General features: G+C 51.5%; 18 protein-coding genes. 10 read left to right on the top strand and 8 right to left on the bottom strand.

What is annotated here, in order from left to right; translation table 11 throughout:
* Nucleotides 1-77 precede the first annotated feature (77 nt).
* From LPB67_RS10215 to LPB67_RS10170, 10 genes are all read left to right on the top strand, one after another.
* Nucleotides 78-1,250 (top strand): glycosyltransferase family 4 protein, encoded by a 1,173-nt coding sequence (locus LPB67_RS10215; protein WP_262837065.1) that lies wholly within the window; start codon nucleotides 78-80, stop codon nucleotides 1,248-1,250.
* Nucleotides 1,251-1,432: 182 nt separating this feature from the next.
* On the top strand, nucleotides 1,433-1,570 hold the full coding sequence (locus LPB67_RS10210; RefSeq protein WP_262837064.1) for a hypothetical protein: 138 nt from the start codon (nucleotides 1,433-1,435) through the stop codon (nucleotides 1,568-1,570).
* An 8-nt stretch (nucleotides 1,571-1,578) separates the two neighbouring features.
* Nucleotides 1,579-2,949: a putative O-glycosylation ligase, exosortase A system-associated gene (locus LPB67_RS10205; RefSeq protein WP_262837063.1), complete on the top strand. Its 1,371-nt coding sequence runs from the start codon at nucleotides 1,579-1,581 to the stop codon at nucleotides 2,947-2,949.
* Between the two features lie 136 nt (nucleotides 2,950-3,085).
* On the top strand, nucleotides 3,086-5,386 hold the full coding sequence (locus LPB67_RS10200) for a polysaccharide deacetylase family protein (protein ID WP_262837062.1): 2,301 nt from the start codon (nucleotides 3,086-3,088) through the stop codon (nucleotides 5,384-5,386).
* A gap of 55 nt (nucleotides 5,387-5,441) precedes the next feature.
* On the top strand, nucleotides 5,442-6,947 hold the full coding sequence (locus LPB67_RS10195) for a lipopolysaccharide biosynthesis protein (RefSeq protein WP_262837061.1): 1,506 nt from the start codon (nucleotides 5,442-5,444) through the stop codon (nucleotides 6,945-6,947).
* Nucleotide 6,948: 1 nt separating this feature from the next.
* Complete coding sequence (locus LPB67_RS10190) at nucleotides 6,949-8,118, top strand: carboxylate--amine ligase (RefSeq protein WP_262837060.1); 1,170 nt, start codon at nucleotides 6,949-6,951, stop codon at nucleotides 8,116-8,118.
* A gap of 79 nt (nucleotides 8,119-8,197) precedes the next feature.
* Nucleotides 8,198-9,346 carry a beta-L-arabinofuranosidase domain-containing protein gene (locus LPB67_RS10185; RefSeq protein WP_262837059.1) on the top strand — a complete coding sequence of 383 codons (1,149 nt, stop codon included), beginning with the start codon at nucleotides 8,198-8,200 and terminating at the stop codon, nucleotides 9,344-9,346.
* An 88-nt stretch (nucleotides 9,347-9,434) separates the two neighbouring features.
* Nucleotides 9,435-10,394 carry a polysaccharide deacetylase family protein gene (locus LPB67_RS10180; RefSeq protein ID WP_262837058.1) on the top strand — a complete coding sequence of 320 codons (960 nt, stop codon included), beginning with the start codon at nucleotides 9,435-9,437 and terminating at the stop codon, nucleotides 10,392-10,394.
* A gap of 23 nt (nucleotides 10,395-10,417) precedes the next feature.
* Nucleotides 10,418-11,407, top strand: coding sequence for an acyltransferase family protein (locus LPB67_RS10175; protein ID WP_262837057.1), 990 nt, complete (start codon nucleotides 10,418-10,420; stop codon nucleotides 11,405-11,407).
* 85 nt (nucleotides 11,408-11,492) lie between these two features.
* Nucleotides 11,493-12,377: a glycosyltransferase family 2 protein gene (locus tag LPB67_RS10170; protein ID WP_262837056.1), complete on the top strand. Its 885-nt coding sequence runs from the start codon at nucleotides 11,493-11,495 to the stop codon at nucleotides 12,375-12,377.
* A gap of 52 nt (nucleotides 12,378-12,429) precedes the next feature.
* On the opposite strand, the gene LPB67_RS10165 is transcribed toward LPB67_RS10170, so the two are convergent.
* From LPB67_RS10165 to xrtA, 8 genes are all read right to left on the bottom strand, one after another.
* Nucleotides 12,430-13,083, bottom strand: a complete 654-nt coding sequence (locus LPB67_RS10165; protein ID WP_262837055.1) for a PEP-CTERM sorting domain-containing protein — start codon at nucleotides 13,081-13,083, stop codon at nucleotides 12,430-12,432.
* A gap of 127 nt (nucleotides 13,084-13,210) precedes the next feature.
* The gene (locus tag LPB67_RS10160) at nucleotides 13,211-14,455 is read right to left on the bottom strand and encodes a hypothetical protein (RefSeq protein WP_262837053.1); all 1,245 of its coding nucleotides are present in this window, start codon (nucleotides 14,453-14,455) and stop codon (nucleotides 13,211-13,213) included.
* A gap of 9 nt (nucleotides 14,456-14,464) precedes the next feature.
* Nucleotides 14,465-16,009, bottom strand: a complete 1,545-nt coding sequence (locus tag LPB67_RS10155) for an MBOAT family O-acyltransferase (protein WP_262837052.1) — start codon at nucleotides 16,007-16,009, stop codon at nucleotides 14,465-14,467.
* 378 nt (nucleotides 16,010-16,387) lie between these two features.
* On the bottom strand, nucleotides 16,388-17,500 hold the full coding sequence (locus LPB67_RS10150) for an acyltransferase family protein (protein ID WP_262837051.1): 1,113 nt from the start codon (nucleotides 17,498-17,500) through the stop codon (nucleotides 16,388-16,390).
* Between the two features lie 65 nt (nucleotides 17,501-17,565).
* Nucleotides 17,566-18,774, bottom strand: coding sequence for a TIGR04063 family PEP-CTERM/XrtA system glycosyltransferase (locus LPB67_RS10145; RefSeq protein ID WP_262837050.1), 1,209 nt, complete (start codon nucleotides 18,772-18,774; stop codon nucleotides 17,566-17,568).
* Nucleotides 18,775-18,782: 8 nt separating this feature from the next.
* Complete coding sequence (locus tag LPB67_RS10140; protein WP_262837049.1) at nucleotides 18,783-20,735, bottom strand: XrtA/PEP-CTERM system amidotransferase; 1,953 nt, start codon at nucleotides 20,733-20,735, stop codon at nucleotides 18,783-18,785.
* Entirely contained in the window at nucleotides 20,720-21,889 is a 1,170-nt protein-coding gene (locus tag LPB67_RS10135) for a TIGR03088 family PEP-CTERM/XrtA system glycosyltransferase (RefSeq protein ID WP_262837048.1), read from the bottom strand. Before LPB67_RS10135 ends, LPB67_RS10140 begins: the two co-directional genes overlap by 16 nt.
* Nucleotides 21,886-23,406 (bottom strand): exosortase A, encoded by a 1,521-nt coding sequence (gene xrtA, locus LPB67_RS10130; RefSeq protein ID WP_262837047.1) that lies wholly within the window; start codon nucleotides 23,404-23,406, stop codon nucleotides 21,886-21,888. Before xrtA ends, LPB67_RS10135 begins: the two co-directional genes overlap by 4 nt.
* Nucleotides 23,407-23,441 lie beyond the last annotated feature (35 nt).

Genomic DNA, 23,441 nt, shown 5'->3' with positions numbered 1-23,441 from the left:
AATTACCGTTTCTTCCTGGCAATAAACCACTAGACCACTAAAAGTGGACGCCACCGCTTTAGCAAGACAGAGAACCGATGCGTTTATTAACTTTTAGTACCTTATTTCCCAATGCGCAGCGACCAGGCCACGGCATCTTTGTCGAGACCCGATTGCGCCATTTACTGGCGAGCGGGCTGGCGACATCGCGGGTGGTAGCGCCGGTGCCGTGGTTCCCCGGTACGCATCGTATGTTCGGTCAGTATGCGAGTTTTGCCCAAGTGCCTGAGCGTGAAAATCGCTTTGGTATCCGCGTCGAGCATCCGCGTTATTTGTTACCGCCCAAAGTGGGCATGCATATCGCACCGCAGATGCTGGCGCTGGCCGCCAGACCTTGTATTGCCCGCATGCTCGATGAAGGCGACGATTTTGATCTGATCGACGCGCATTATTTTTATCCCGACGGTGTCGCTGCGACCAGATTGGGGCAATACTTCAATAAACCCGTCGTGATTACGGCACGCGGCTCTGACATTACTCTATTGCCGGCTTATCCGCGCCCCAGAAAACTGATACTCCAGGCGGCTGCCGATGCCAGCGGCGTAATCACTGTGTGCGATGCCTTAAAAGACGAGCTGATCCGTCTGGGGGTAAGTGCTGAAAAAATTGTTTCTCTACGCAACGGCGTTGATTTGCAGTTGTTTCGTCCCGTGGATAGAGCGCTCACGCGCCAGGCGCTCGGCTTGACGTCGTTTACCCTGCTGACGGTCGGTCATCTGGTGCCTGTGAAAGGGCATGAATTGATCATCCGCTCGTTGCCGCTATTGCCGGAAATGAGATTGCTGATTGCGGGTGACGGCCCATTGAGAGCGTCTCTGGAAAGTCTGGCGCGCGGGCTGAATGTCAGCGCCCGAGTCAGCTTTCTAGGTGCTCTGCGGCAAGATGAATTAAGAACGTATTACGCTGCTGCCGATGCTATGATTCTTGCTTCTGAGCGCGAGGGTTGGGCCAACGTTTTATTGGAGTCGATGGCCTGCGGCACGCCAGTGGTGGCGAGTACCGTGTGGGGTACGCCGGAAGTGGTTGCGGCACCAGAAGCCGGAGTGCTGATGGCAGAGCGCACGCCTGCCAGTCTGGTGCAGGCGGTGCGCCGCTTGCAGGAGCATTACCCGGATCGTGCAGCAACGCGTCGCTATGCCGAAAATTTCAGTTGGGACGCAACCACGCAAGGGCAACTGAGCTTGTTCAGACAGATTCTGCAGCGTTGCTAAGCGCTCTCAAGCAATGCAGCTTATGTGCATATACTGGGTTAAGTATATTTTTGATGCGTATATAAATAGTGCGGATACGGCAATTTAATTTAAAAATAAAGGGGAGTATATATGTCAGTCGTATTTCCCCAGCCTGTCTGCAACGAATAAGGCAATGGCAGCTATCTGAGGAAGGAGGCACCGTGGAAAGCGCACTTTGGAGCATCAACCTGTTAGCCCTGGTGTATTTGTGTTTTTGGGCCATTCGTCAGGATAAAGCCGAGCAGGAGGCGGATCAGGTTGATCAGGCCGACGATCAAGCCATCAATCGGATTGAATAGAGAGCTGCATGCGTGATATTTTTTTACTGGCGATCTTGCCGCTCCTGGTATATGCCATCTTCCAGCGCCCGTTCATCGGCCTGGGTTTATGGATCTGGACTGCGTTGTTCAATCCGAATGGCTGGGTGTATGGCATGGCTACCGGCATTCGCTACAACTTATTATTCGCAGCCCTCACGATCGCGATTTTCTTCCTGTCGAAAAACAAGCCCAAGGTAAAACTCACTGGCGTCGCCGGCCTGGTTCTTTTATTTTTTATCTGGACCACGCTGAGCAGCATTTTTTGTGTTGGTATCGCCGAAGTCACCTGGGATTTTTGGGGCCGCCTAGCCAAGGTGCTGGCGCTGTTCTTATTCGTCCTGCTGATCATGGAAAAGAAATTGCACATTGATTTCTTTATGTGGTGCCTGATCTTTTCCGTCGGCTTTTATGCCGGAGTTGAAGGACTGAAATATATTGCAAGCGGCGGCGCGCACAATATTGAAGGCATGGCAGGGCATGTATTGGGCGACCGTAACGAACTGTCGCTGGCGATGGCGATGTTGCTGCCGATCTGCTTCTACCTGCTAGCTGAGTATGGAGAAAAATCCTGGATACTTAAAGTCGGCTTGCTTGGCCTGATTGTGCTGGTGGTGACCGCGATTATCGGTACCAGCTCGCGCGGCGGCATGATTGCGCTGGCGTCGGTGGGCGGCTACTTGTTTATCAAGAGTAAAAGAAAGCTGTTATTCGCTTTCCTGTTCGTTTGTATCGGCAGCGCGATGGTGGGATTGATTCCTGCCGAATGGTTTTCGCGTATGGATACGATCAGCAATGCCAGTGAGGACGGGTCGTTCATGGGACGGGTGATTGCCTGGAAATTGTCGTTTATCCTGGCGGCTAAAAATCCCTTGTTCGGCGGCGGCTTCAAAGCCCTGGAAAACGGTCAGATCTGGTATGCCCTGTCCCAGGATTTCGGTTTGTATTCGTTTTTCTACACCGGCTCGGCGGTTCCCAATCCTTTCTTGTCGCGGGCTGCCCACAGTATCTATTTCCAGGTGCTCGGCGATCATGGCTTCGGTGGTTTGATTATTTTTACGTCTATCCTTGGGCTGTCATTTTTAAACGCCGGTCGCGTCGCCAAAAAAACCAGGGAAGCCAACGGACCCGAATGGCTGTTCAATCTCGCCACCATGCTAAGGCTATCCATCTTTGCGTATGCGATCGGCGGCGCGGCGCTGAGTTTCGCCTACTTCGACATGATCTACGCCTTGTTTGCGGTGGTGATCGTTCTCGAATACAAAATCTTGCCTGCAGTCATCAAGGATGAAGAACTGCGGCAGCAGAATGTATCTTTGCCGTCAGAAACGATACCGATTGCAGCCCCGGTCGCATACTGAGTGTATGAATTTTCGTGCATTTATTGTAACATTACGTCACCATATCATTTTGCAAATAAATCTGTTATCCAGGGTGTGAATACCGTCAGGTTTCGCCAAAATACTCTCCATGCTTGACTAGCGGGGCTGCACTTACATGACTGCGCGTACCAAGAACGGCCTCCTTACCTCTGTATTCATTCGAAGTATCGGAGACAGCATTGCTCGCCTCAGCAAGCAGGGACGAGTCTGCATCATCACTTATCACCGTATCCTCGCCTGCGCCGATCCCTTGCTGGAGACCGAGCCGGACGTCACCACTTTCTATTGGCAGATGAAGGTATTGGCTGAGCACTTCAATGTATTGCCTTTGCATGACGCGGTGCTCGCCATGAAAGAAGACCGGCTGCCGCCGCGTGCCGTGTGCATTACGTTCGATGACGGTTATAGGTCTACGCATGACCTGGCCTTGCCCATCTTGAAGGAATTCAATTTACCCGCCACCGTATTTGTGACGACCGCGTATCTGGGCGAAGGCAATATGTGGAATGACCGCATTATCGAGGCGATCCGCCGCGTACCTGACGGCGCGCTGGATTTGCAGGAAATCGGTATGGGCATGCATCCCCTGCATAGCCTGTCCGACCGCCGGCAATTGATCAAGAAGATTAATGACGGCTCCAAATACCTGTCTTCAGAAGACCGCTTAAACGTCATTCTGCAACTGGAAAAACTGACGGGCGATAAATCCAGTCCAGGCCTGATGCTGACGCGCGACATGCTCGTTAACCTGTCGCAAGCCGGGATCGAAATCGGCGGACACACGATTACCCATCCTATCCTGACCAAGCTGGATGACGACGTGGCCCGCCATGAGATTGCCGGCTGCAAAAAAGTATTGGAAGATATCGTCGGCAAACCGTTGCGACTATTCGCTTATCCGAACGGCAAAGTGGGTAAGGATTTCGACGCGCGTCATCTGGCGATGGCGCAGGATGCCGGTTATGTTGCCGCCTTCACGACCGCGCTTGGTTCCGCGTCGAAGAGCGATGATTTTTATCAAATTCCCCGTAGCCGTCCATGGGATGTGACGCCCTTCCTGTTCCAGCTGCGTTTACTGCGCTGGCTCGCAGGCTTTGGGTCTTACGGTGATCGCGACATTCACCGCGTGAAAAAACGTGCCCTGCTGGTCGCCTTTCATTTTCCGCCGCAATCGGCGAGCAGCGGCATACAACGCACTCTGAGTTTCACCAGGAATTTGCCTGATTGCGGCTGGGAGCCGATGGTCTTATCCGCCGATCCGATGGCTTATGAGCAGAAAAATTCTTCCCAGCTGAATCAGCTGCCAGCCGATACCATCGTCAAGCGGGCTTATGCTCTCGATGCCAAACGCCATCTCGGTATTGCCGGACGCTACCCCGAAATCATCGCCTTGCCGGATCGCTGGATTTCATGGCTGTTCTCGGCGGTGCCGGTTGGTCTCTACCTGATCCGTCGCTACCGGCCTAAAGTGATCTGGTCGACCTTCCCTATCTCGACTGCGCATCTGATCGGACTGTGTTTGCAACGCTTGACGGGCTTGCCCTGGATTGCGGATTTTCGTGATCCTATGCTGCAATCCGATTATCCCAAGAGTCCATTGCAAAGAAAAATATATGCCTGGATAGAACGCCAGACCATGTATCACTGCACCAAAGTGATGTTCACCACACACAGTGCATTAAGTTCGTATCAAAAACGCTTTCCCGAAGTCGCGCAGGAAAAATTCATGGTCATCGAAAATGGCTATGATGAAGATGGCTTTGCCGCGGCAGAGGCCGCTGCGGCACTAAAACCGACAAGCAACAGCCGCGGCAAAATCACCCTGCTGCATAGCGGCGTGCTTTACACGGAAGGCCGCGATCCCAGTGCGTTTTTTGCCGGGATTGCCGCCTTGAAAGCCAGGGGTTTGCTGAATCAACATAATTTCGAAGTGATTTTGCGCGCACCCGGCGACGATGCCCATTTCCAGGCGCTGATACAGCAGCACGAGCTGGTGGGAATAGTGCGTGTCGCCAATCCTGTGCCTTATCGCGAAGCGCTTGCCGAAATGCTGGAGGTGGATGGCTTGCTGCTGTTCCAGGGCACGCCTTTCAATCGCCAGATCCCGGCAAAAATTTATGAGTATTTCCGCGCACGCAAGCCGATTTTCGGTTTGCTGGATCCGGCGGGCGATACCGCAAGCGTATTGAATGCGGCAGGTTTTCAGGATCTGGCGGCGATGAATTCGGTAGAAGCAATTACCGAGGCATTACAAAGCTTCATCGGAAAAATTTATTCCGGACAAGCGCATGTTGCCAGCGATGCCGTGGTATCCGCATCGTCCCGCAAACATCGGGCACGCCAGCTTTCGCAGCTTTTTGAAGAAGCGAGTGAAAGTATCAGCGACGCTGTTTTGATGATGTCGCATCATCACTAAGCGATGAGCCAAGCGATGCAATCAAGCACAGTCATCATCATGAAAAGCCGCGTCCATGAGTAGCGAATTACGTTCGAAAACCATCCGGGCAATGGGACATCTGGGACTAGGCAGTGCGATGGGCAAAATCATCTCGCTAGCGACCACCCTGATTTTGGCGCGGATCCTGAGTCCGGCTGATTATGGCTTGATCGCGATTGCGATGATTGTGATTGGTTTTATCGGATTTTTCAATGAAGTCGGTATAGGCTCAGCCATCGTCCAAAAATCTGAATTGACGACCACGGAGGTAAATGGCTGCTTCGTGATCGCGCTCATGGTCAGCAGCATTCTGGTGTGCATCACGGTGGCATCGAGCGGTGTGATTGCGGATTTTTACGAGCATCCCCAGCTACAAAAGATGATTTCGGTGTTAGCCAGCGGTTTCATCTTCGGCGCGTTCAGTACGGTGCCGATGGCGTTCTTACGCAAAGAGATGCAGTTTAAAGCGATCGCCGGCGTGAATATTCTGGCGACCCTGATACAAAGTATTGTCAGCCTGGTGCTGGCATTACTGGGTCATGGGGTCTGGTCCCTGGTATGGGGCTTCGTGGCGGCAAGTGTGGTGACCAGCGCGGGTTTCTTTTTGCTGTCATCCTGGCGTCCGCGCGGTGCCTATGGAATACGTGAAGCCAGCAATCTGGTGATGTATGGCCTGCATGTGACGAGCACGCGGATTTTTTGGTACCTGTACACCAATGCCGATAAAGCGATCGTCGGAAAGATGCTGGGTGCGAAATCGCTGGGGATCTATGATATGGCTTTTTCTTTGGCAACCTTGCCCAGCGCGCAAATTACGACTCTGGTGATTAATGTCGCTTCGCCCTTGTTTTCCAAGTTGCAGCATAATCTTGCGGAACTTTCTTCGGTCATGCTGAAGCTGACGCGTGGCGTGGCCTATGTCACTTATCCGGTGCTCATCGGGATGCTGGTTTGTGCGCATGAATTAATTACAGTGCTGCTCGGTCCGGACTGGATCGATGTACTGATACCGTTTCGCGCGCTGTGCCTGATGGGCTTGATTAAATCGGTGGATCCTCTGTTGTCACAAGTGCTGACCAGCACCGGGAATGCGAAAAAACTTTCTGCCTACACTGCGATCTGCAGTGTCGTGATGCTGCTGGGCGTGGTCGCCGGTGCGCTGCTGGATGGATTGCGGGGCGTGTCCATCGTCTGGGTGCTGATCTATCCCTTACTGTCGATCAAACTGCTGAGCGACGTCAGCAAAATTATCGGTCTGCCCATGCTGACTTATTACCGCACCCTGTGGCCAGTATTATCGGGTACCGTCGCAATGGGCGCTATCGTGCTGGCGGTGCGCGAACTGGCGATCTCTTCCATCCCGTCGGTACCTGCGTTGCTTGCCCTGGAGATCGCCAGTGGCGTGCTCAGTTATTTTTTCTGGATTGTGTATCTGGATAAAAAAGGCTTAGAACAAATCCGTCAAACCTTAATCGATTTAGGTATTGCAGAAACGCGACTCAACCGCTGGCCTTTCATTCGCCACACAGAACCTACATAAAATGATGCCACACTACAAATCGGACCAGCCAGCAGTCGTTCTCGGCGGCGGCGTCAATGCCCTCGGGATTGTGCGCAGCCTGGGTAGCGCTGGCGTTGCTGTGCTTGTCATGGATAGCGATATCAAGTCGCCGGCGATGCTGTCCCGTTATGGCAGGAAAATCCACATAGCGACACTGGAAGGCCAGGCCCTGGTCGATCGTTTGCTGGCATTTGCCCGTGATTACTCCGTGCCATTGATGCTGTTCGCCACCGAGGAAAAAACCGTCCGGACGATATCCGGATATCGCGATCAGTTGAGTGCCGCCTTCCGGCTGCGTTTGCCGCAACATGAGCGCTTGATGGCACTGATGCACAAGCAAGGATTTCAAGAATTGGCCGAGGCGAACCATGCGCCTATTCCCAAGACCATCAGACTGCAAAGCCCGGATGATCTGGCGCAGGCTGCGCAATTGAAGTTTCCCTGCGTCTTAAAGCCCAGTGAAAAAAATTATGCATACGGCGCGCGCTTTAAGAAGGCATATAAGGTGCTTTCTGCCGAGGAGTTGCGGACCTTATATTTAGAGATACATCCGGTCCTGGCAGATATGGTGGTACAGGAGTGGATAGAGGGTAAAGATTCCGAGATTTATTTTTGCCTGCAGTATTTGGGGAAGCAAGGCGAACTGGTGGCCTCTTTCACCGGCAGAAAAATCCGCTCATGGCCAATCCGGATTGGCGGTACGGCGAGTTGCACCGCCGCCTGGGAATACGATCAGGAGTTGACTGAGAAAACCAAGAGGTTCTTCGACCAGGTCGAATTCACCGGCATGGGCAGCATGGAGTACAAGCGCGATGAGCGTGACGGTCAGTTTTATATGATAGAGCCTACGGTGGCGCGCACCGATTTTCAGGAGGAAGTCGCGACGCTGAACGGCGTCAATATACCGCTGGCTGCGTATTTGTATGAAAACGGCTTGCCGCCTGTTTCGGCGCAACAAGCGGAACCGGCGCAACAAGCGATGGTCTGGCGCGATCCGCAATCGGATCGCTGGGCATTTGAAGAGGGCGGCCACGTCGTCGATGAGCGCTCACAGTCGCTGCCGGTAGCTGATGCGTATTGGCGCTGGAGCGACCCTCTGCCTTGGGTCTATTTCATGTGGGACAGGGTCATGCAACGATTTTCGCCATGATCGGCGACAAGTAGCCAGCGGCATTGGGATATGGCAGAGATGAGTGATACGACCAGATATAAGAATCAGGAACGAGAGAATGAATCATATTAAGCAATTGGTGAAAGATAAGTTGGGCATGAGCGTCTTCCCTCCCCAATCGATAGAGACCCATTTAAAGGCCGCCGCAGATTGGTTATTGCAGGCGCAAAGGGGTACTGCTGACGATGGCGTTGCGCATAGCTACGATATCCGCGCCAACAAATGGCTGGCCTCTTATCCGGAAACAACGGGTTATGTGATTCCCACGCTGTACGATTATGCCCGGCACTACAACGCACCTGAGTATGCAGAAGCCGCCCGCAAAATGACCGAGTGGGAATGCGATATACAGCTACCCGATGGCGGCGTGCGCGCAGGTACGATGGATGCAGAGATCGTGGCACCGACTATTTTCAATACAGGGCAAGCCTTGTTTGGCTGGGCGAAGGCCTACCTGGAAACCGGTGAGGAGCGCTTCCGTATTGCGCTGGCACGGGCTGCCGATTGGCTGGTTGCGGCGCAGGATGAAGATGGCGCCTGGCGTCGTTTTCCATCGCCATTTACGACATCCAAACTCAATAGTTACAACACCCGTTCGGCATTCGGTTTAGTCCGGGCATATGAGGCGATAGGCAATGTACGTTATCTGGAAGCGGCGATTGCGAATGTCGAATGGACGCTGGCGCGTGCGCATGCGAATGACTGGTTGCCAGATAACTGCTTGTCCGACAACCAGGATCAGACTGCATTGACGCATACGATCGCCTATTCGATTCGCGGCATTCTGGAGGTAGGTGAAGCCGCCGGACGACAAGACTATATCGAACGCGCAGTGCGTATGGCCAAAGCGGTCGCGGCCCGGCAACGCGAGGATGGTGCGCTGAACGCGTTTTATACGCCGCAATGGCAGACTGCTGTGAGTTGGAGCTGTGTGACGGGGAATTCGCAAATGGCGATTAACTGGTTGCGCTTGGCGCAGTTGACGGGCGAAACTGCATTAATCGCGTATGCAAAAAAAGCCAACCGGTTCAATATGAGCATTCAAAATCTGGGCACAGACGATATGCATGTGCGCGGTGCGATGAAAGGTTCACACCCGATCAATGGCGGCTATATGACTTACCGTTATCCGAATTGGGCGACCAAATTCTTTATGGATGGATTGATGTTGGAACAGTTGTTCAATAAAGTGGACAACATAGGATAAATGCGGACAGGCCCTAGGGACGTTGAATCGAATCGGCTGTTCATGTGATTGAACTATCGTATTTTTTTGAGCTTATTGCTACCTGCTTATGTTAGATGTGTTTTTCACTGTTGACGTTGAAATCTGGTGCGGAGGTTGGAAAAACCTCGATGCCAGGTTTCCGCAGGCTTTCCAGCAATATGTGTATGGCCGCACGCCGAAAGGCGAGTACGGTCTGCGCTATCAATTGAAAGAATTACGTGATCACGGTTTATATGGCGTGTTTTTCATTGAGTCGTTGTTTGCCACGCGGTTTGGGATAGAGCCTTTAGCTGAAATTGTCGGGCTGGTGCAAGAATATGGACATGAGGTTCAGTTGCATATGCATCCGGAATGGGTGGATGAAGCGCGCGAACCCTTATTCAAAAATAGCCAGCATAAACGGCAATTTATGCGTCAGTTCTCACTCGAAGAACAAACCATATTGATTGCCAAAGGGATGCAATTGCTGGAACAGGCGAATGGCGGCCGCGTGCATGCGTTTCGTGCCGGTAGTTTCGGATTTAACCGCGATACCTTGCATGCCTTGGCTGCCAATCACATACCTTTCGATAGCAGCTATAACGCCAGCATGATGGGACTGGAGAGCGGCGTACTGCCGGGTCAAGTCCTGCATAGCCCTGTCGCATGCGATGGCGTGATCGAGTACCCGATGACGATATTTGATGACGGTACCGGCAGCTACAGGCATGCTCAACTGGGGGCCTGTACTAACCTCGAGCTAGAGGGCTTGATGAAGCAGGCGCTAGAACAGCAGCGTCAGGCTTTTGTGATTTTGTCGCATAATTTTGAGCTGATGAACCCGCAACGCGATAACGCCGATCTGATCATGATCAAGCGTTTCAGGCGATTCTGCGAATTTATGGCTGAGCATAAAACGGCATTCCAGATGCGTGGATTTCATCAATTGTCGCCCGCCACGATGACCAGTGATTCGTCCATGCTGACTTCTCCTTTGTGGAAAACCATGCACAGGATGGCCGAGCAAGTCTTGCGCCGCCGCTATTGAACCACCGAGATAAGGCGCTAGCCATGAACGATCAGCACTTTGACTATCTGGATGGCTGGCGAGGTTTGGCTATCCTGTTTTTATTGATAGGCCATTTTTTTCCTGTGCCTGGGATTAACTTCGGTCGGGTCGGCGTCGATTTTTTCTTTGTCCTGTCCGGTTTTTTAATGTGCCGGCTGCTGTTTATCAAAGAAGTCCCGGTTAAGACATTTTATCAACGCCGCATATCGCGGATATTCCCGGCTTTTTTCAGCTTTATCATTTTTATGTTGGCGTATTTTTTTCTTACCGGTCAGGCCATCGATTGGGCAGAAACCAGTATGGCGGGCTTATTCCTCAATAATTATTTCCCCGGCACGGTGGGTCATGCTGTCATGCCTTTTGGTCATATCTGGTCGTTGTCGGTAGAGGAGCATACCTATGTTTTCCTGACGTTGATTGCGGTCACTGTCAGAGGGAATTATGTCAATGCGAAGTGGGCATTGGCTGTTTCCAGCTTGATTTCTATCGTGCTTGGACTTGCCTATTGGCGGTTATTTCCAACCCAGAAATTAGAGTTCGAGCTATGGGCGCATTCTGAAATTTCTGCTTACGGTATCCTGTTTTCAGGCTGTCTGTTGCTGTGTCTGCAGCGAGTAAAAATTCCTACCCTGCCAGTTCCTGTTTATCCTATTCTGATTCTGCTTGGCCTGGCATGTTACTGGTGGTCCATGCCTATTCCCTTGCGGGGTTTTGTCGGCGTCGGCTTGTTCGCGCTGACTCTGAATATCCTCCCGACTGCTCCGGCAATGCTGAAGAGGTGCCTGTCTTTCGGCCCTTTAAAGAAATTGGGATTGTGGTCGTTTTCTATTTATTTATGGCAGCAAGTTTTTTATCTGGCACATCACAGAGAGGGTTTACCGACCATGGCGGCCATCACCTTAGCGGTTATTTGCGGTACCGCTTCTTATTATCTGATTGAAAATCCGACTCGTCGATGGCTGAATGATCGATGGGCTAAAACTGTTGAGTGATTGAGGCAAGGTGAAATTATTCCGAATCATCTTGATAGCCAGTCGCGTGCGCGGCTAGCATACTGGTAAGGCTGGAGGAACAGAAATGTCTATGCAAAATAAGAAAATAAATAAATATATCGCGATCTTTGCGCACAATGAGTCACAGAATATTATGGCGTGTTTGCATAGCGTAAAGCGTGCGATCTCGGAGGGTGACCAGTGCATTGTACTCAACAACGGCAGCACCGATAACACGGATGACTTAGTTGCGCGGTTCGCGTCGGAAAACAGTTTTTGCACACTAAAAAATATTCAGCTGGGCGATAAGGCAAATGCCTGGAATGCCTTCATCCATGATTTCGATGTCGAGGCTGGACATTATTATTTTTTGGATGGCGATTGCGCGTTATTGCCCGATTCATTGACCGCACTTGAAGACGCTTTGAACCAACATCCAGAGGCGCATGTGGCGGCGGCCTTACCTGCCGATGGTGTCGGCGATAAAGATAAAGAGATGCTATTGAGAGAGGGCGGTCTTTGCGGCAATCTTTATGCTTTGTCCGGACAGTTTGTGGCGCAGTTGCGCTCATCTAAAGTGCGGCTGCCGGTGGGCTTGATCGGCGATGATTCATTGATTGGCGCTCTAGCTTATTGGGATTTAAAGCCGCAGCAAAATTGGGATATGCGCAGGATTTTTATTTGCGAACGCGCCCGATTTACCTATGATCCGCTGTCGGTTCTGTCACTGCATGATTTACGTTTGTATTACCGCAGAAAGATCCGTTACAGTTTGCGGTATTTTCAAAATAAAATGCTCAAGGCTCCGCTCAAGGCGAAAGGTCTTGACGGCATTCCAAGCCATGTAAACCAACTCTATCATGAACACATGGGGCCGCTGGCATTGACCTGGCGAGGATTAAACACCTGGTTCGATTGGCTTGCTTTGAAACGTATCAGGCAAGTTTCCAGCCATTCAGGAAAGTCGTAGCGGGCAACAAGGATGGGAACCCACTGCACGGTCATGGCTGGCTGAATTAACCTCACTTAACTGCTCGACGACGCCTTATACCCAAAGCCGCCAATCCCAAACCGAGTAAGGCAATCGATGTGGGTTCTGGCACGTTGGCGGTCCCAGGCGGATTGTTGGCACTGGCATCCAGAACCAGATTGTCGAACTGGTGATAAGGGAAACCCTGACCCCAAGTTACAGAATCAAGATTTGTGAATCCACTGAACAGGAAGGTATTGAAACTGAGGTTGGTAGTCAGCTGGAAAGACTGGCTGACCGTGCCACCACCATGGACATTCCCTGTAAAGATAATGTCTTTACCGGCTTGAAAAGTGTAGTAATCGTTCAGCGATGCCAGATCAATGGCATCCAGTTCAAACGTATCGCCATTGGCCTTGGTCAAGGTAGTAATGCCATTACCCAATCCGTCGTTAAACAAACTCGTAGATCCATAATACCAAGTCATAATATGGCCGTTGTACAGGAAATTCACATCGCCGGTACGGGCTGAACCAAAGCCCGCATTCGATGTAAATAAGAAGCCGCTCTCGCTGTAATTAACCGGACTTACGAAACCGGTGCCGGCCGTTGTCAGCGGGTCAAAACCTATGGTTGTGGCGCTGGTGTTTATGGATAGCGCTACCAAAGCGCTAAGTAAGGCTAATTTAATTAAATTCTTCTTCATGATATTTCCTTGCAAAAACAATGATGAAAAAAGCAATAATCAAGCCTGATTTTTAAGTGATTGAAATAGAAGGCTATTTTTTAAATTCTTGGAATATTTACCGGATGCATGTAAAAAAAATCGACAACTATTTCTGTTTGAGCTCTTTGTTAGCCAGCTGCTCGACTTGCCGGAAGAGCGCTGGATAGGCATTGGCACAAACAGTTTTTTCTTGTCTGATTCTGGCCTGGTTTTCAAGAAAATTCTGTTCATTGAGTTGGATGCCGATAGTGCTGGCCGCTGTTTGTTTGGTTCGCTGCTCGAGCATGCGAGCCAGCATCAAATCGCCCAGACTTTGCTTAAAATGTCCGGCCTCCCAATACCATTTCGTGACGCTCTTGGTGTCGCCTTTGTCCGGAATGACTTCACATTGAGCTGCGCCATAAGCACTGAAATCCCATAGCCTTATAGTGGCGTCGGGATGGGATTTGTTGGCTACGCTGACTTCGCCGAGCAATATCTTTTTCCAGACCTCAAAGGCAGGCCATAAACCGGCCTGATCGAATAAGGCCAGAATTTGCGCGTGATACGGATAAATGACGATATGCGCTTCAGAGGCATCCGAGGCGATCATGGCCAGCGTTGCTCGCAAACCATCGAGTTCGGGCGTGCTGCCAGTCGCTGGATACGCCAGGTCGTGCGGCTTACCGCTGAAGGTTTTGGCGTATTCCAAAGCACGCTGCTGGAAGATCGCGTAATAGCCTTGTTCGCGGGCAAATTTTTTGTACTCTTGCAGCGGATTGAGTCCGCGCGGACTGATGGTTTCGGCTTCCGTATCGTTTTGAATCCGCAAAGTCTTGACGGCGTCCGCGACCGAGCTTAACGAAAACAGGACATCGAATTGCCATTTGATATCGCTGACATCATGTGGATTGCTGCCAGGACTGGCTGTCGGGATGGGGGGCTTCGATGCATCGACCAGATAGTCTAAAAAATCTACCCCAAGGATGACGAAATCGGGCGTTTGTCCAATACTGCGCAAATACGCCAGATCGCGCCTGGTAGTCGCTATTTTTGTGCCGGACAAGGCCAGGTTATAGCCCGATAATCCGGCTTTGGCAAACCCGGCATAGTCGGGGTTCAAGCCATATTCGGCTCTGGAATTGCCGAAGATCAGTGCATTCGCTTTTAGCTGTCGCGCGTTGCTCAGCTTGATCTCTTCCTGATAGCGATCTGGTTGCGGTTTGACTTGATTGACTCCGGCTATTTCTACCAGTCGATAGAGACGGTAGGGATCAATCATGACGACTAGCGACATTGCGGCGATGACGCCAAGCGCAATAGTGATGGCGGTTAAACGAAGAAAACGGACGAAGTCGGTATGAGTCGGCATGTCGTTTCCTTAAAACTGAAAATACAAAAATTCGGCCGGCCGATTAATCAGCAGCAGGCTGGCTAGCAAAATCAATCCTATCCATATCGCCCATTTCAAGCTTGGCATCCAGGTCAGGTGGCGAGCCACAAAAGTACTGCGGAGTTCATCAGATCTGTGATCCAGCGCCGGATCGAATTTTTCCATGATCTGCTGCGTATTCGGTAAGCAGAATGCAATGAAACCCGCGACCAACACCCAGCTATAGGTTTGCACAAACCGCGTACCGCCACCCAGATAAAAAGTGATTCCCCAATGCTCTAGAATTACCTTGAGTCCGCCCAGATGCGAACCGATATTTTCCGGAATGCCGATACCGTTCATGTTGACCATGCCCTGGATAATCGCGCTTGCCCGGTTGAAATCAGCGGCACGGAAAAATACCCAGGCAAAACACACGGCGGCGAAAGTGATGCAGATACTAAGCCGTCGCCATAACGGCGATGTCAGAGGTAAGCGCAAGGCGCTTGCCAGACTTGTCCATGCATGGTTCGCTATCAGATAAACGCCATGCAGTGTGCCCCAGATCACAAAATTCCAGCCGGCACCGTGCCATAAGCCGCCTAGCACCATGGTAGTCATTAAATTCGCATAACGGCGCACGGTGCCTTTCTGGTTGCCGCCAAGTGCGATGTACAGGTAATCGCGCAAGAAGCGCGATAAGGTCATGTGCCAGCGGCGCCAGAATTCAATGATATTGACCGCCTTGTAGGGAGAATTAAAATTCAGCGGCAGCCTGATGCCAAACAGGCGGGACAAGCCAATCGCCATATCTGAATAGCCAGAGAAATCAAAATACAGCTGGAAGCTATACGCCAGCACGCCACCCCAGGCGACTAGCAAGGAAGGACTATCCGTTTTCTCGAAGAAAAATGTTGCATGCACCGCGAGACTATCGGCGATCAAGACTTTTTTTGCTAAACCCATCGCAAAGATGGAGATGCCGATCGCGATATTTTCAGGCAGCCAGGTATAAGTCTTGGCATCGCCGAATTGCGGCATCATTTCTTTATGATGCAAGACAGGACCGGCAATCAGATGCGGAAAATAAGTGACGAAAAGCAGGTAATGTACGAAGCGATATTCTTTGACTTTGCCCTGGTAGGTATCGACTAAAAATGCAATTTGGGTAAACGTAAAAAAAGAAATACCTATAGGCAGGATCACGTGCAATACAGGGAATGTCGTTCCGGCCAGAGCATTGACGCTGGTGATATAAAAATCGGCGTATTTAAAGTAGGCAAGCAACCCTAGATTAAGCGTAATGGCACAGATCAGCCAAAACCTGGCTTTGCTGCGTGGCGTATGTGCAATGCGCCAGCCCAGCGAATAATTGCATACGATGGATGCCAGCAATAATGGCAGGTAACGGTAATCCCACCAGCTGTAAAAGAATAGGGATGCCAGTCCCAGCCAGCCGGCCGCAAGTTGATGACTGCGTTTTGCCACAGCAAAAAATACCATGACAGTTACCGGCAGAAACAGCAGTAAAAAGCTAAAGGAATTAAATAGCATGGCCTAAAATAAATTCACAACAATTCTGTAAAAAGAAGAAATCCTGTTGCCCAATGTTGATTGGGACTGACACAAAACGGCAAATTGCTTACCTCAGCATATTGAACCCGCAGGCTGGATGCGGCTTTCAGAGGCATTTCGTGCCAGCAGGCGCACCCGGATTGCGGGTTCATTTTTAATATCGCCATTCCATGGCGCTGTTTATTCTTGCTTTTCCTCCGTGTCTCGGTGGTGAGAGGCGGTGTTTTTTTGTAAGTCCTATTTATAAGCTTCTCGACAGCATATCGGCTCAGAAGCCGCATGGATAGTGTGGATGAAGCCCTGATGTCTGGAGAGTCGGTATAAAAACAAATACGGTACGACAAACCGCATCGATCTTTATGGCTTCTGCCGGTCAGGCAGGGCTGGCTTGCTGAATACGGATGCCAGCTGCCCCCACAGGCTATCGAAGCCATGCGCAAACCACGATTTTTTATGTTCCGTCACAGAGCCAATCAGATAGGTGAACAGTCCAATCAATACGGACACGCTGATGATGTCGATCATATTGTTGGCATCATGCCGATAAAAGCGCAGCCACATTGAAATCACCAGCATGTGGGCCAGATACAGCGTGAAGGTATACGATGAAATTGCCCTTATGCTAGCCGAGAATTTTTCCAGAACGGCGAACTGGGCATAGCGGGCGCACCAGAAATTACTCAACACCATGATGCAGACGACATAATCAGCCAGATAGCGGCTGGCACTGCCAAGCATCAAGGATTTGAAGGGCCAAATTGTCTCACCCAGCGTAATCAAAGGTTTATCCAGATCGAAATATTCAAAGATGCCGAAGATCACCAAGGTAGTCATCCAGCCTAGCCTTGCCGAGAACACACTGAGCGGGAATTTATCTTGCCGGTGATACAGAAAAACACCGCTCATCCATACAGGGAGCAATAGCCACAGCTTGTGCCCCAGTACCAAAAAAACCAGCGCACTCAGGCACAGGCGTTTATATGAAGAAAAATAATAGAGCGTCGCGAAGAAAATGTAATACCACACCTCATAGCTGAGCGACCAATAGGGAATGAGCCAGGGCGGTACCTCGGAGAGATTCCATAGCTCGCCCAAAAAAAGCATATGGAACGGAATATAAAGATAGGCTTTTGAAACTTCGTAATAGGCGCTCGTTGAATTGCTGAAGTAAGTGCTGCAAACATAGTTCAATAAAAACGCCGTCAACAAAAGCGGCAATGCCACCGAGTAAATGCGAGCGCAACGTGCTACCGCATAGTCGCGTAAGCTTTGCTGTTTCGTTTCAGTAGTGTAGGCGATCACGTAACCAGACAGCACAAAGAAAATAATCACGGCCTCGCGTCCGAACTCAGGAATAAAGCGACCAACCGCATGGTTGACAATTTGCTGTCCGTTAAAATGGTCGAGCACAACAAAGACGGACGCCAGGAACCTGACAATGTCGAGATAAAGCGAATATTGTTTATTCATGATTGCTGTTCGTCGCGAAGCAAATCGAAGATGTCATTCACCTGTCTTGACAGGTCGGAGCTGCCTTACTTTGCGGCAATCAGCGCCGGATAAATCGTTTGATATCTTGCGACACTGACTTTCCAGTTCCTTTCGGTTTCTACAAATTCTCTCGCTGCGCTACGTAGTGCCGCCCAGCGTTCCGGCTTTGCAATCAGATCCAAGACTTTGTCGGCCAGATCCTGGGGATTATCCGCCTGAAAAAGGATGCCGGTGACGCCGTCCTCGATCAGTTCCAGGTGACCGCCGACATCAGAGGCGGCCAGCAAGCGGCCTTGCGCCATCGCTTCTAAAGGTTTTAATGGAGTGACCAATTCGGTCAGGCGCATGCGCAGCCGGGGATAGATCAGGACATCCACCAGGTTGTAATATTTTTGTACCTGATCATGCGGCACGCGACCGGTGAAGATGATCTTGTCGGCGATATGCAGTTGCGCTGCCAGTGCCCGCAATGTCGCTTCTTGCTGCCCTCCGCCGACCAGCAGAATACGGATATCCGGGTTTTTACTCAACATCAGCGGCAAGGCCTGCAATAAAACGAGCAACCCTTCATACGCATAGAAAGAACCGATAAAGCCCAGCGTAATTTTCCCTTCCAGCCCCAATTCTTTTGATAGCTGCAGATCTGGCGTTTCCCCCACACGGAAATTCTCGATATTCACGGCATTGGGTATCACCGTCACTTTATTTGCGGCTATTCCACGCTGCACAATATCGCTGCGCAAGCCTTCGCAAATAGTCGTGACCGCATTGACATTGCGGATCGCATAGGTTTCCATGGCGCGCGTGAGCCGGTACCTCAAGCCCCATTCGGTACTGGTGCCATGATCGACTGCCGCATCTTCCCAAAATGCGCGTATCTCATACACCACAGGAATCCCTAACTGACGTCCTACCCTGAGTGCCGCTATCGCATTCAGTGCGGGTGAATGGGCATGCAGGATATCCGGCTTGATTTGCCTGGCGACTTCCAGCAAGCGCTGGGCAAGATGATTGATGACAAGCAATTGGTTCAGCACCGGCAGCTTGGCCAGCGTGCCTGAGCCGCGCTGGGTGCGAAAAAAATGCCAGCCATCGACCTCTTCTTCCGGCTTGCTATAGCCGGTTTGTTTGGGGCTGGTCAGGTGAAAGGTGTCCCACCCCAGCGCGCGCTGTTCTTTCAGAATAGAGATCGTTCTGAAGGTATAGCCGCTGTGCAGCGGTATCGAATGGTCGAGGATATGCAGGATACGCATGGGTGTCGTCAGCCCTGGTGATTCAATGAATGTAATTGCGGATTGAGCAAGTCGCGATTGCTTGCATCTTCCGGTAAAACGTTTTTCAGGAAGGCGGCAAACATCAGCAGCGTCCACAATGGCGCGGTGTAATCGCGTGCGCCAGACTGGTGTTGCTCTACCATTTCCTTCAAGAACGGCATATTGAAAATGCCGGTATCGGCCATCATCGGGCCGAGTACCGCCGTACGGGTGCTTTCTTTCAATGGTCCGCGCAACCAGCTTGCAAGCGGAATCGAGAACCCCATTTTGGGACGATACAAAATATCATCCGGCAGGTAGGGTTCCAGCGCTTTCTTGAAAATATATTTGCCCTCGCCATGATGCAATTTGAGCGAGGACGGCAATCCCGAGATCCATTCCACCAGCTGGTGATCCAGCAAGGGCACGCGCACTTCCAGCGAATGCGCCATGCTGGCACGATCGACCTTGGTCAGGATATCGCCTGGCAGATAGGTCTTAAAATCCAGATACTGAATCAGCGACAGCGGATCGTCGGTAGGTGAATTGGCGGCATGAGTCCGCATCACCTCTATCGCCTGATAGCCTTGCAAATCCTGGCGGAAATGCGGACTGAATAACTGATCGCGCACCCGGTCCGGCATGATGGAAACGCCGTGGAAATATCCTTCGACCAGGTCGCGTGCCAGCGCTTCAAAGGTGGTCTTGGCGCGGAACATGCGCGGTGCCCAATCGGCTTTGGGATAGATTTTCCCGAGTGCGCCAAAGACCGGCTGGCGCACTGAGAGCGGCAGCAGGGAGCGCACTTTTTGCTCGGCCATCGCATAACGGTAGCGACGATAGCCAGCAAAATTTTCATCGCCGCCGTCACCCGACAAGGCCACGGTGACGCGCTTCCTGGCGAGCTGGCAGACCCGGTAGGTCGGGATCGCCGAGCTGTCTGCATAGGGTTCGTCATACAGAGCGGCCAGCGTGTCGATGAGGCCATAATCATTGGTGTCGACGGTTTCGCTGTGATGCCGGGTCTGATAACGTTGTGCGACCTGATTGGCAAAGCTTGATTCGTCGTAATTCGGATCATTAAAAGCGATAGAGCAGGTATTGACCATGTCCTTATTCCGCTCTGCCATCATGGCGACCACGGCACTGGAATCGACACCACCTGAGAGGAACGCGCCCAGCGGCACTTCGGCCTCCATCTGGCTGTGTACCGACTCGCGCAAGCGGTCTGTTAGCTCATTGATCGCTTCCTGTTCGCTCAGTGGTGCCAAGGGTTTGAAGGGCACATCCCAGAAACGTTTTTGCTGAGCTTGCTTGTCGCCGACCTTGAGTGTGATGGTATGTCCCGGGCTGAGTTTGAACGCATCATGGAAAATCGTTTTTGGCTCAGGAATATAGGCGTAAGCAAAAAAATCTTCGACCGCTTGCGGATTCAGTTTGCGCGACAAGGCGGGGAAGGTCATCAGCGATTTCAGTTCAGAGCCAAACACAAAATGACCATCCGGCAGCAATGCATAGAACATCGGTTTTACACCAATGTGGTCGCGCCCGAGAAACAAGGTTTTTTGATTTCTGTCCCACAGGCCAAACGCAAACATGCCGCGGAAGCGCGAGACGCAATTTTCACCCCATTGCTCCCAGGCATGCACGATGACTTCAGTATCGCAACGCGTGCGGAACACATGGCCGAGCTGGATCAGCTCGGCCATTAACTCATGATAGTTATAAATTTCGCCGTTGAAGACCACCACGACGCTACGATCTTCATTAAACAGCGGTTGTAAACCTGATGCAAGATCAATCACGGATAGACGACGATGACCGAAACCAATGCCGGGTTCGCGGTGCAGCGAGCCTTCGTCAGGGCCGCGGTGTAGCTGGCTTTCATTCATGCGCGCCAGCACTTGCGCATCGATCTCGCGCACGCCCAGCGTATCAAAAATGCCTACGATTCCACACATGGTTTACTGCTTTCTTTGAATTTGTTTTTGCATAAGGCGTCGTACAAGTTTGTATACGAATTTACCATTGCAGTAATGCTGAATTTTTGTCTGACATATTGGCTGGCGGCAGCGCCGTGTTGCCTGAGCATTGCCGGCCGTTGACAGTATTCAGCGAACGCCTGAGCGAATGCCGCATCGTCTGCAGCAGCCACCAGAGCGCCATGCACACCCTCCTGAACGACTTCGGGGATGCCGCCCACCCGCGAGACAACGACAGGCAAGCCGGAGCTCATGGCCTCAAGTAAAGTGACCGGCGTACCTTCGGCCAATGACGGCAAGGCGAAGAGATTGAAGCCGCGCATGATGGCGGCAATATCCGACCGCGCACCAGGTAGCCAGACTACATCGCTGATCCCTGCAGCGGCGACTTGCTGTTTGAGCGTAGCGAGTAAAGGGCCGTCACCAATAATACTGAGGCGCAATTTGTCCTGATGCGCCGGCAGCGCCTCACGTAGCAATACGAAAGCGCGTATCAAGCCCTGCTGGTTTTTTATATCCTGTAACCGGCCGACGGTGCCGATGACGAAACATTCCGCAGGCCAGGGCGTCGTGACGGCGCTGTCCGCCTCAGGGGAAAAACGCCGGGTATCGACGCCGTTATTGATCAAACGGTTTTTTGTGTCGGGTACATGAATGCTTGTTTTTAGCCAGCCATGTAAATCGTTTGACACCGCAACATAGGTATCGATAAACGGCGTCATGAGGCGGCGCAACAGATTGTGTTTGCGGTTTCGCCCCAGGGGATCGCTGATATCGCGTCCATGCTCTGCATGAATACGCACCGGCACACCAGCCAGGCTCGCGGTGAAGGTGTACTCGATGGCAGATAAGTTATAGGTATGCAAAATAGCCGGACGCAGTTGCCGCAGAAGCTTCCAGAGCGCGACATGCGTACCCAAGCCTAATCCGGGCGCCTTATTCAGATCGACAATCTGAACATCTTGTCGGGTAATTTTTTCTGAGAAGGCGGTGTGATTGGTCAGACAAACGATCGCGTGCCGGTACTTGTGTTCCGGCATGTGGTTAATGCAATCCACCAATAAGGTTTCCAAACCGCCGAAATCAAGCCGGTAGATCAGGTGTACCACGAGCGGAATCGTATGCTCAGTCATCGCTTCTTATTCGCTTGTAGGGTCTGTGTGATTGCTGCCAGATGCGCTTGCATAAAGCGCTGCATGACTGTGCGCGCTTCATCCGGATTTTCGGCATAAGGGGCATAGATCAGCACAGATGCGGCGTCGTCGCCATGTAAAAAGAATTTGGCTTTGGTCTGCAAAACTTTGCCGACATACTTGTTGGCAGTGAATTGACCGTCTATCCAATACCAATCCCAGGCAAGCAATGTTTCGGCCGATCCTTTGATGAAGGTTTCGCGCACTGTCAGGTTTTGCCCATCGATATTAAGGCTACGAGTTTCGCTATGGGTTTTGAGCCAGTTGCGATCATGGTCCTGCACCATTTCATTGAGCGTACTGATGACGGCGGAATCGCGATTTTGGTTCCGATAATAGTTGATCAGCATCCCCGCAGCTTGTGTGCCATCCAGATAAGATTGGTCGAGCACCGCGCTGCCGGGTAAAAAGCGCGGGCGCCATGTCGTGAAGGACGATGATTCTTTCCATGTAACCGGCAGACGATCAATATGAATTGCGGTTTGATTCATATTCAGTTGCGAGACATAAGCTGCATACGCTGGCCACAGCGCCAGACACAAGACCGTGGCGAGTGAGGCCCAGCCAAGGCGACTCGTTGCTACAGTTGTGTTGATGGACTGTGTTGTGGGAACGTAATCGGAGGCAGCCTTATCGTCGCGCCAAAAACTGCCGAGCCAGAACATAAAGAACATGACGATGCCAAAAAATATCCAACCATAAATCAGATGATCGACGCCGACAGCGAGTGTCATGCCGCTCAGATGTCCCAGCATGACGATCATATAGGCGCGCAAACCATTGGCGATAATCGGCACGATGATCGAGGCCAGAATGAACCACACCCGTTTCCAGGTCGAGCGGTAGGTCAGGTATGCGTATAGACAACCCAAGGTAACGGAGGAGATCAAATACCTGACACCGCTGCAGGCCTCAACAACGGACCAGTTGCCGGATGGAATAGTGAAACTGCTGCCGTCGCGCAACACAGGGATGCCGGTAAATTGCAGCGCGATCACCGTAAAGTCGGCAGTAAAATCAATCAGCGGAGCGATAAATATTTCACCGAATGGCACCGCCAGCAATAAGAAAAATAAGGGAAAGGCCAAAGTCCATGCAATCTGCCAGCCCAGCATGATGATCACAATCGCCGGGAGCATCGCCACAAACATATATTGCCTGACGACCTGCACATCGCCCAGCTCGGCCAGCAACCAGCCAAATCCGCATGCCGCCAGCGCAATCAAGCCTGGCCAATAGGGCTGTGGCGCCATGTGTTTCAGCAGCTTTTTGCGCTGCCAGATGAGCCAGAGACTGATCGGTAAAATTACATAGCCATGCGCGAAGGTTTCCGATTGATTCCAGACGGAGACGATCGACTGTGCGGTACTGAAGTAGATGGCGAATGGCGCTAGCAATGCGATCAGTATCGCTAGCATGGCCGGATAGGGCAAAGGTGTTATGTGAGTCGCAGTCAAGGAAGATCCTTTGCCGTGAAGAAGGAGGTGCGTCA

The organism is Undibacterium sp. Jales W-56, assembly GCF_025548535.1.
Taxonomy (GTDB): domain Bacteria; phylum Pseudomonadota; class Gammaproteobacteria; order Burkholderiales; family Burkholderiaceae_D; genus Undibacterium.
The sequence above is the reverse complement of the archived record's forward strand: the minus strand, read 5'-3'. Positions and strand labels throughout refer to the sequence as shown.

Coding starts and splice junctions, on each gene's coding strand:
- LPB67_RS10215 (WP_262837065.1), top strand. CDS start 78: ATGCGTTTATTAACTTTTAGTACCTTATTTCCCAATGCGCAGCGACCA.
- LPB67_RS10205 (WP_262837063.1), top strand. CDS start 1,579: ATGCGTGATATTTTTTTACTGGCGATCTTGCCGCTCCTGGTATATGCC.
- LPB67_RS10200 (WP_262837062.1), top strand. CDS start 3,086: ATGACTGCGCGTACCAAGAACGGCCTCCTTACCTCTGTATTCATTCGA.
- LPB67_RS10195 (WP_262837061.1), top strand. CDS start 5,442: ATGAGTAGCGAATTACGTTCGAAAACCATCCGGGCAATGGGACATCTG.
- LPB67_RS10190 (WP_262837060.1), top strand. CDS start 6,949: ATGATGCCACACTACAAATCGGACCAGCCAGCAGTCGTTCTCGGCGGC.
- LPB67_RS10185 (WP_262837059.1), top strand. CDS start 8,198: ATGAATCATATTAAGCAATTGGTGAAAGATAAGTTGGGCATGAGCGTC.
- LPB67_RS10180 (WP_262837058.1), top strand. CDS start 9,435: ATGTTAGATGTGTTTTTCACTGTTGACGTTGAAATCTGGTGCGGAGGT.
- LPB67_RS10175 (WP_262837057.1), top strand. CDS start 10,418: ATGAACGATCAGCACTTTGACTATCTGGATGGCTGGCGAGGTTTGGCT.
- LPB67_RS10170 (WP_262837056.1), top strand. CDS start 11,493: ATGTCTATGCAAAATAAGAAAATAAATAAATATATCGCGATCTTTGCG.
- LPB67_RS10165 (WP_262837055.1), bottom strand. CDS start 13,083: ATGAAGAAGAATTTAATTAAATTAGCCTTACTTAGCGCTTTGGTAGCG.
- LPB67_RS10160 (WP_262837053.1), bottom strand. CDS start 14,455: ATGCCGACTCATACCGACTTCGTCCGTTTTCTTCGTTTAACCGCCATC.
- LPB67_RS10155 (WP_262837052.1), bottom strand. CDS start 16,009: ATGCTATTTAATTCCTTTAGCTTTTTACTGCTGTTTCTGCCGGTAACT.
- LPB67_RS10150 (WP_262837051.1), bottom strand. CDS start 17,500: ATGAATAAACAATATTCGCTTTATCTCGACATTGTCAGGTTCCTGGCG.
- LPB67_RS10145 (WP_262837050.1), bottom strand. CDS start 18,774: ATGCGTATCCTGCATATCCTCGACCATTCGATACCGCTGCACAGCGGC.
- LPB67_RS10140 (WP_262837049.1), bottom strand. CDS start 20,735: ATGTGTGGAATCGTAGGCATTTTTGATACGCTGGGCGTGCGCGAGATC.
- LPB67_RS10135 (WP_262837048.1), bottom strand. CDS start 21,889: ATGACTGAGCATACGATTCCGCTCGTGGTACACCTGATCTACCGGCTT.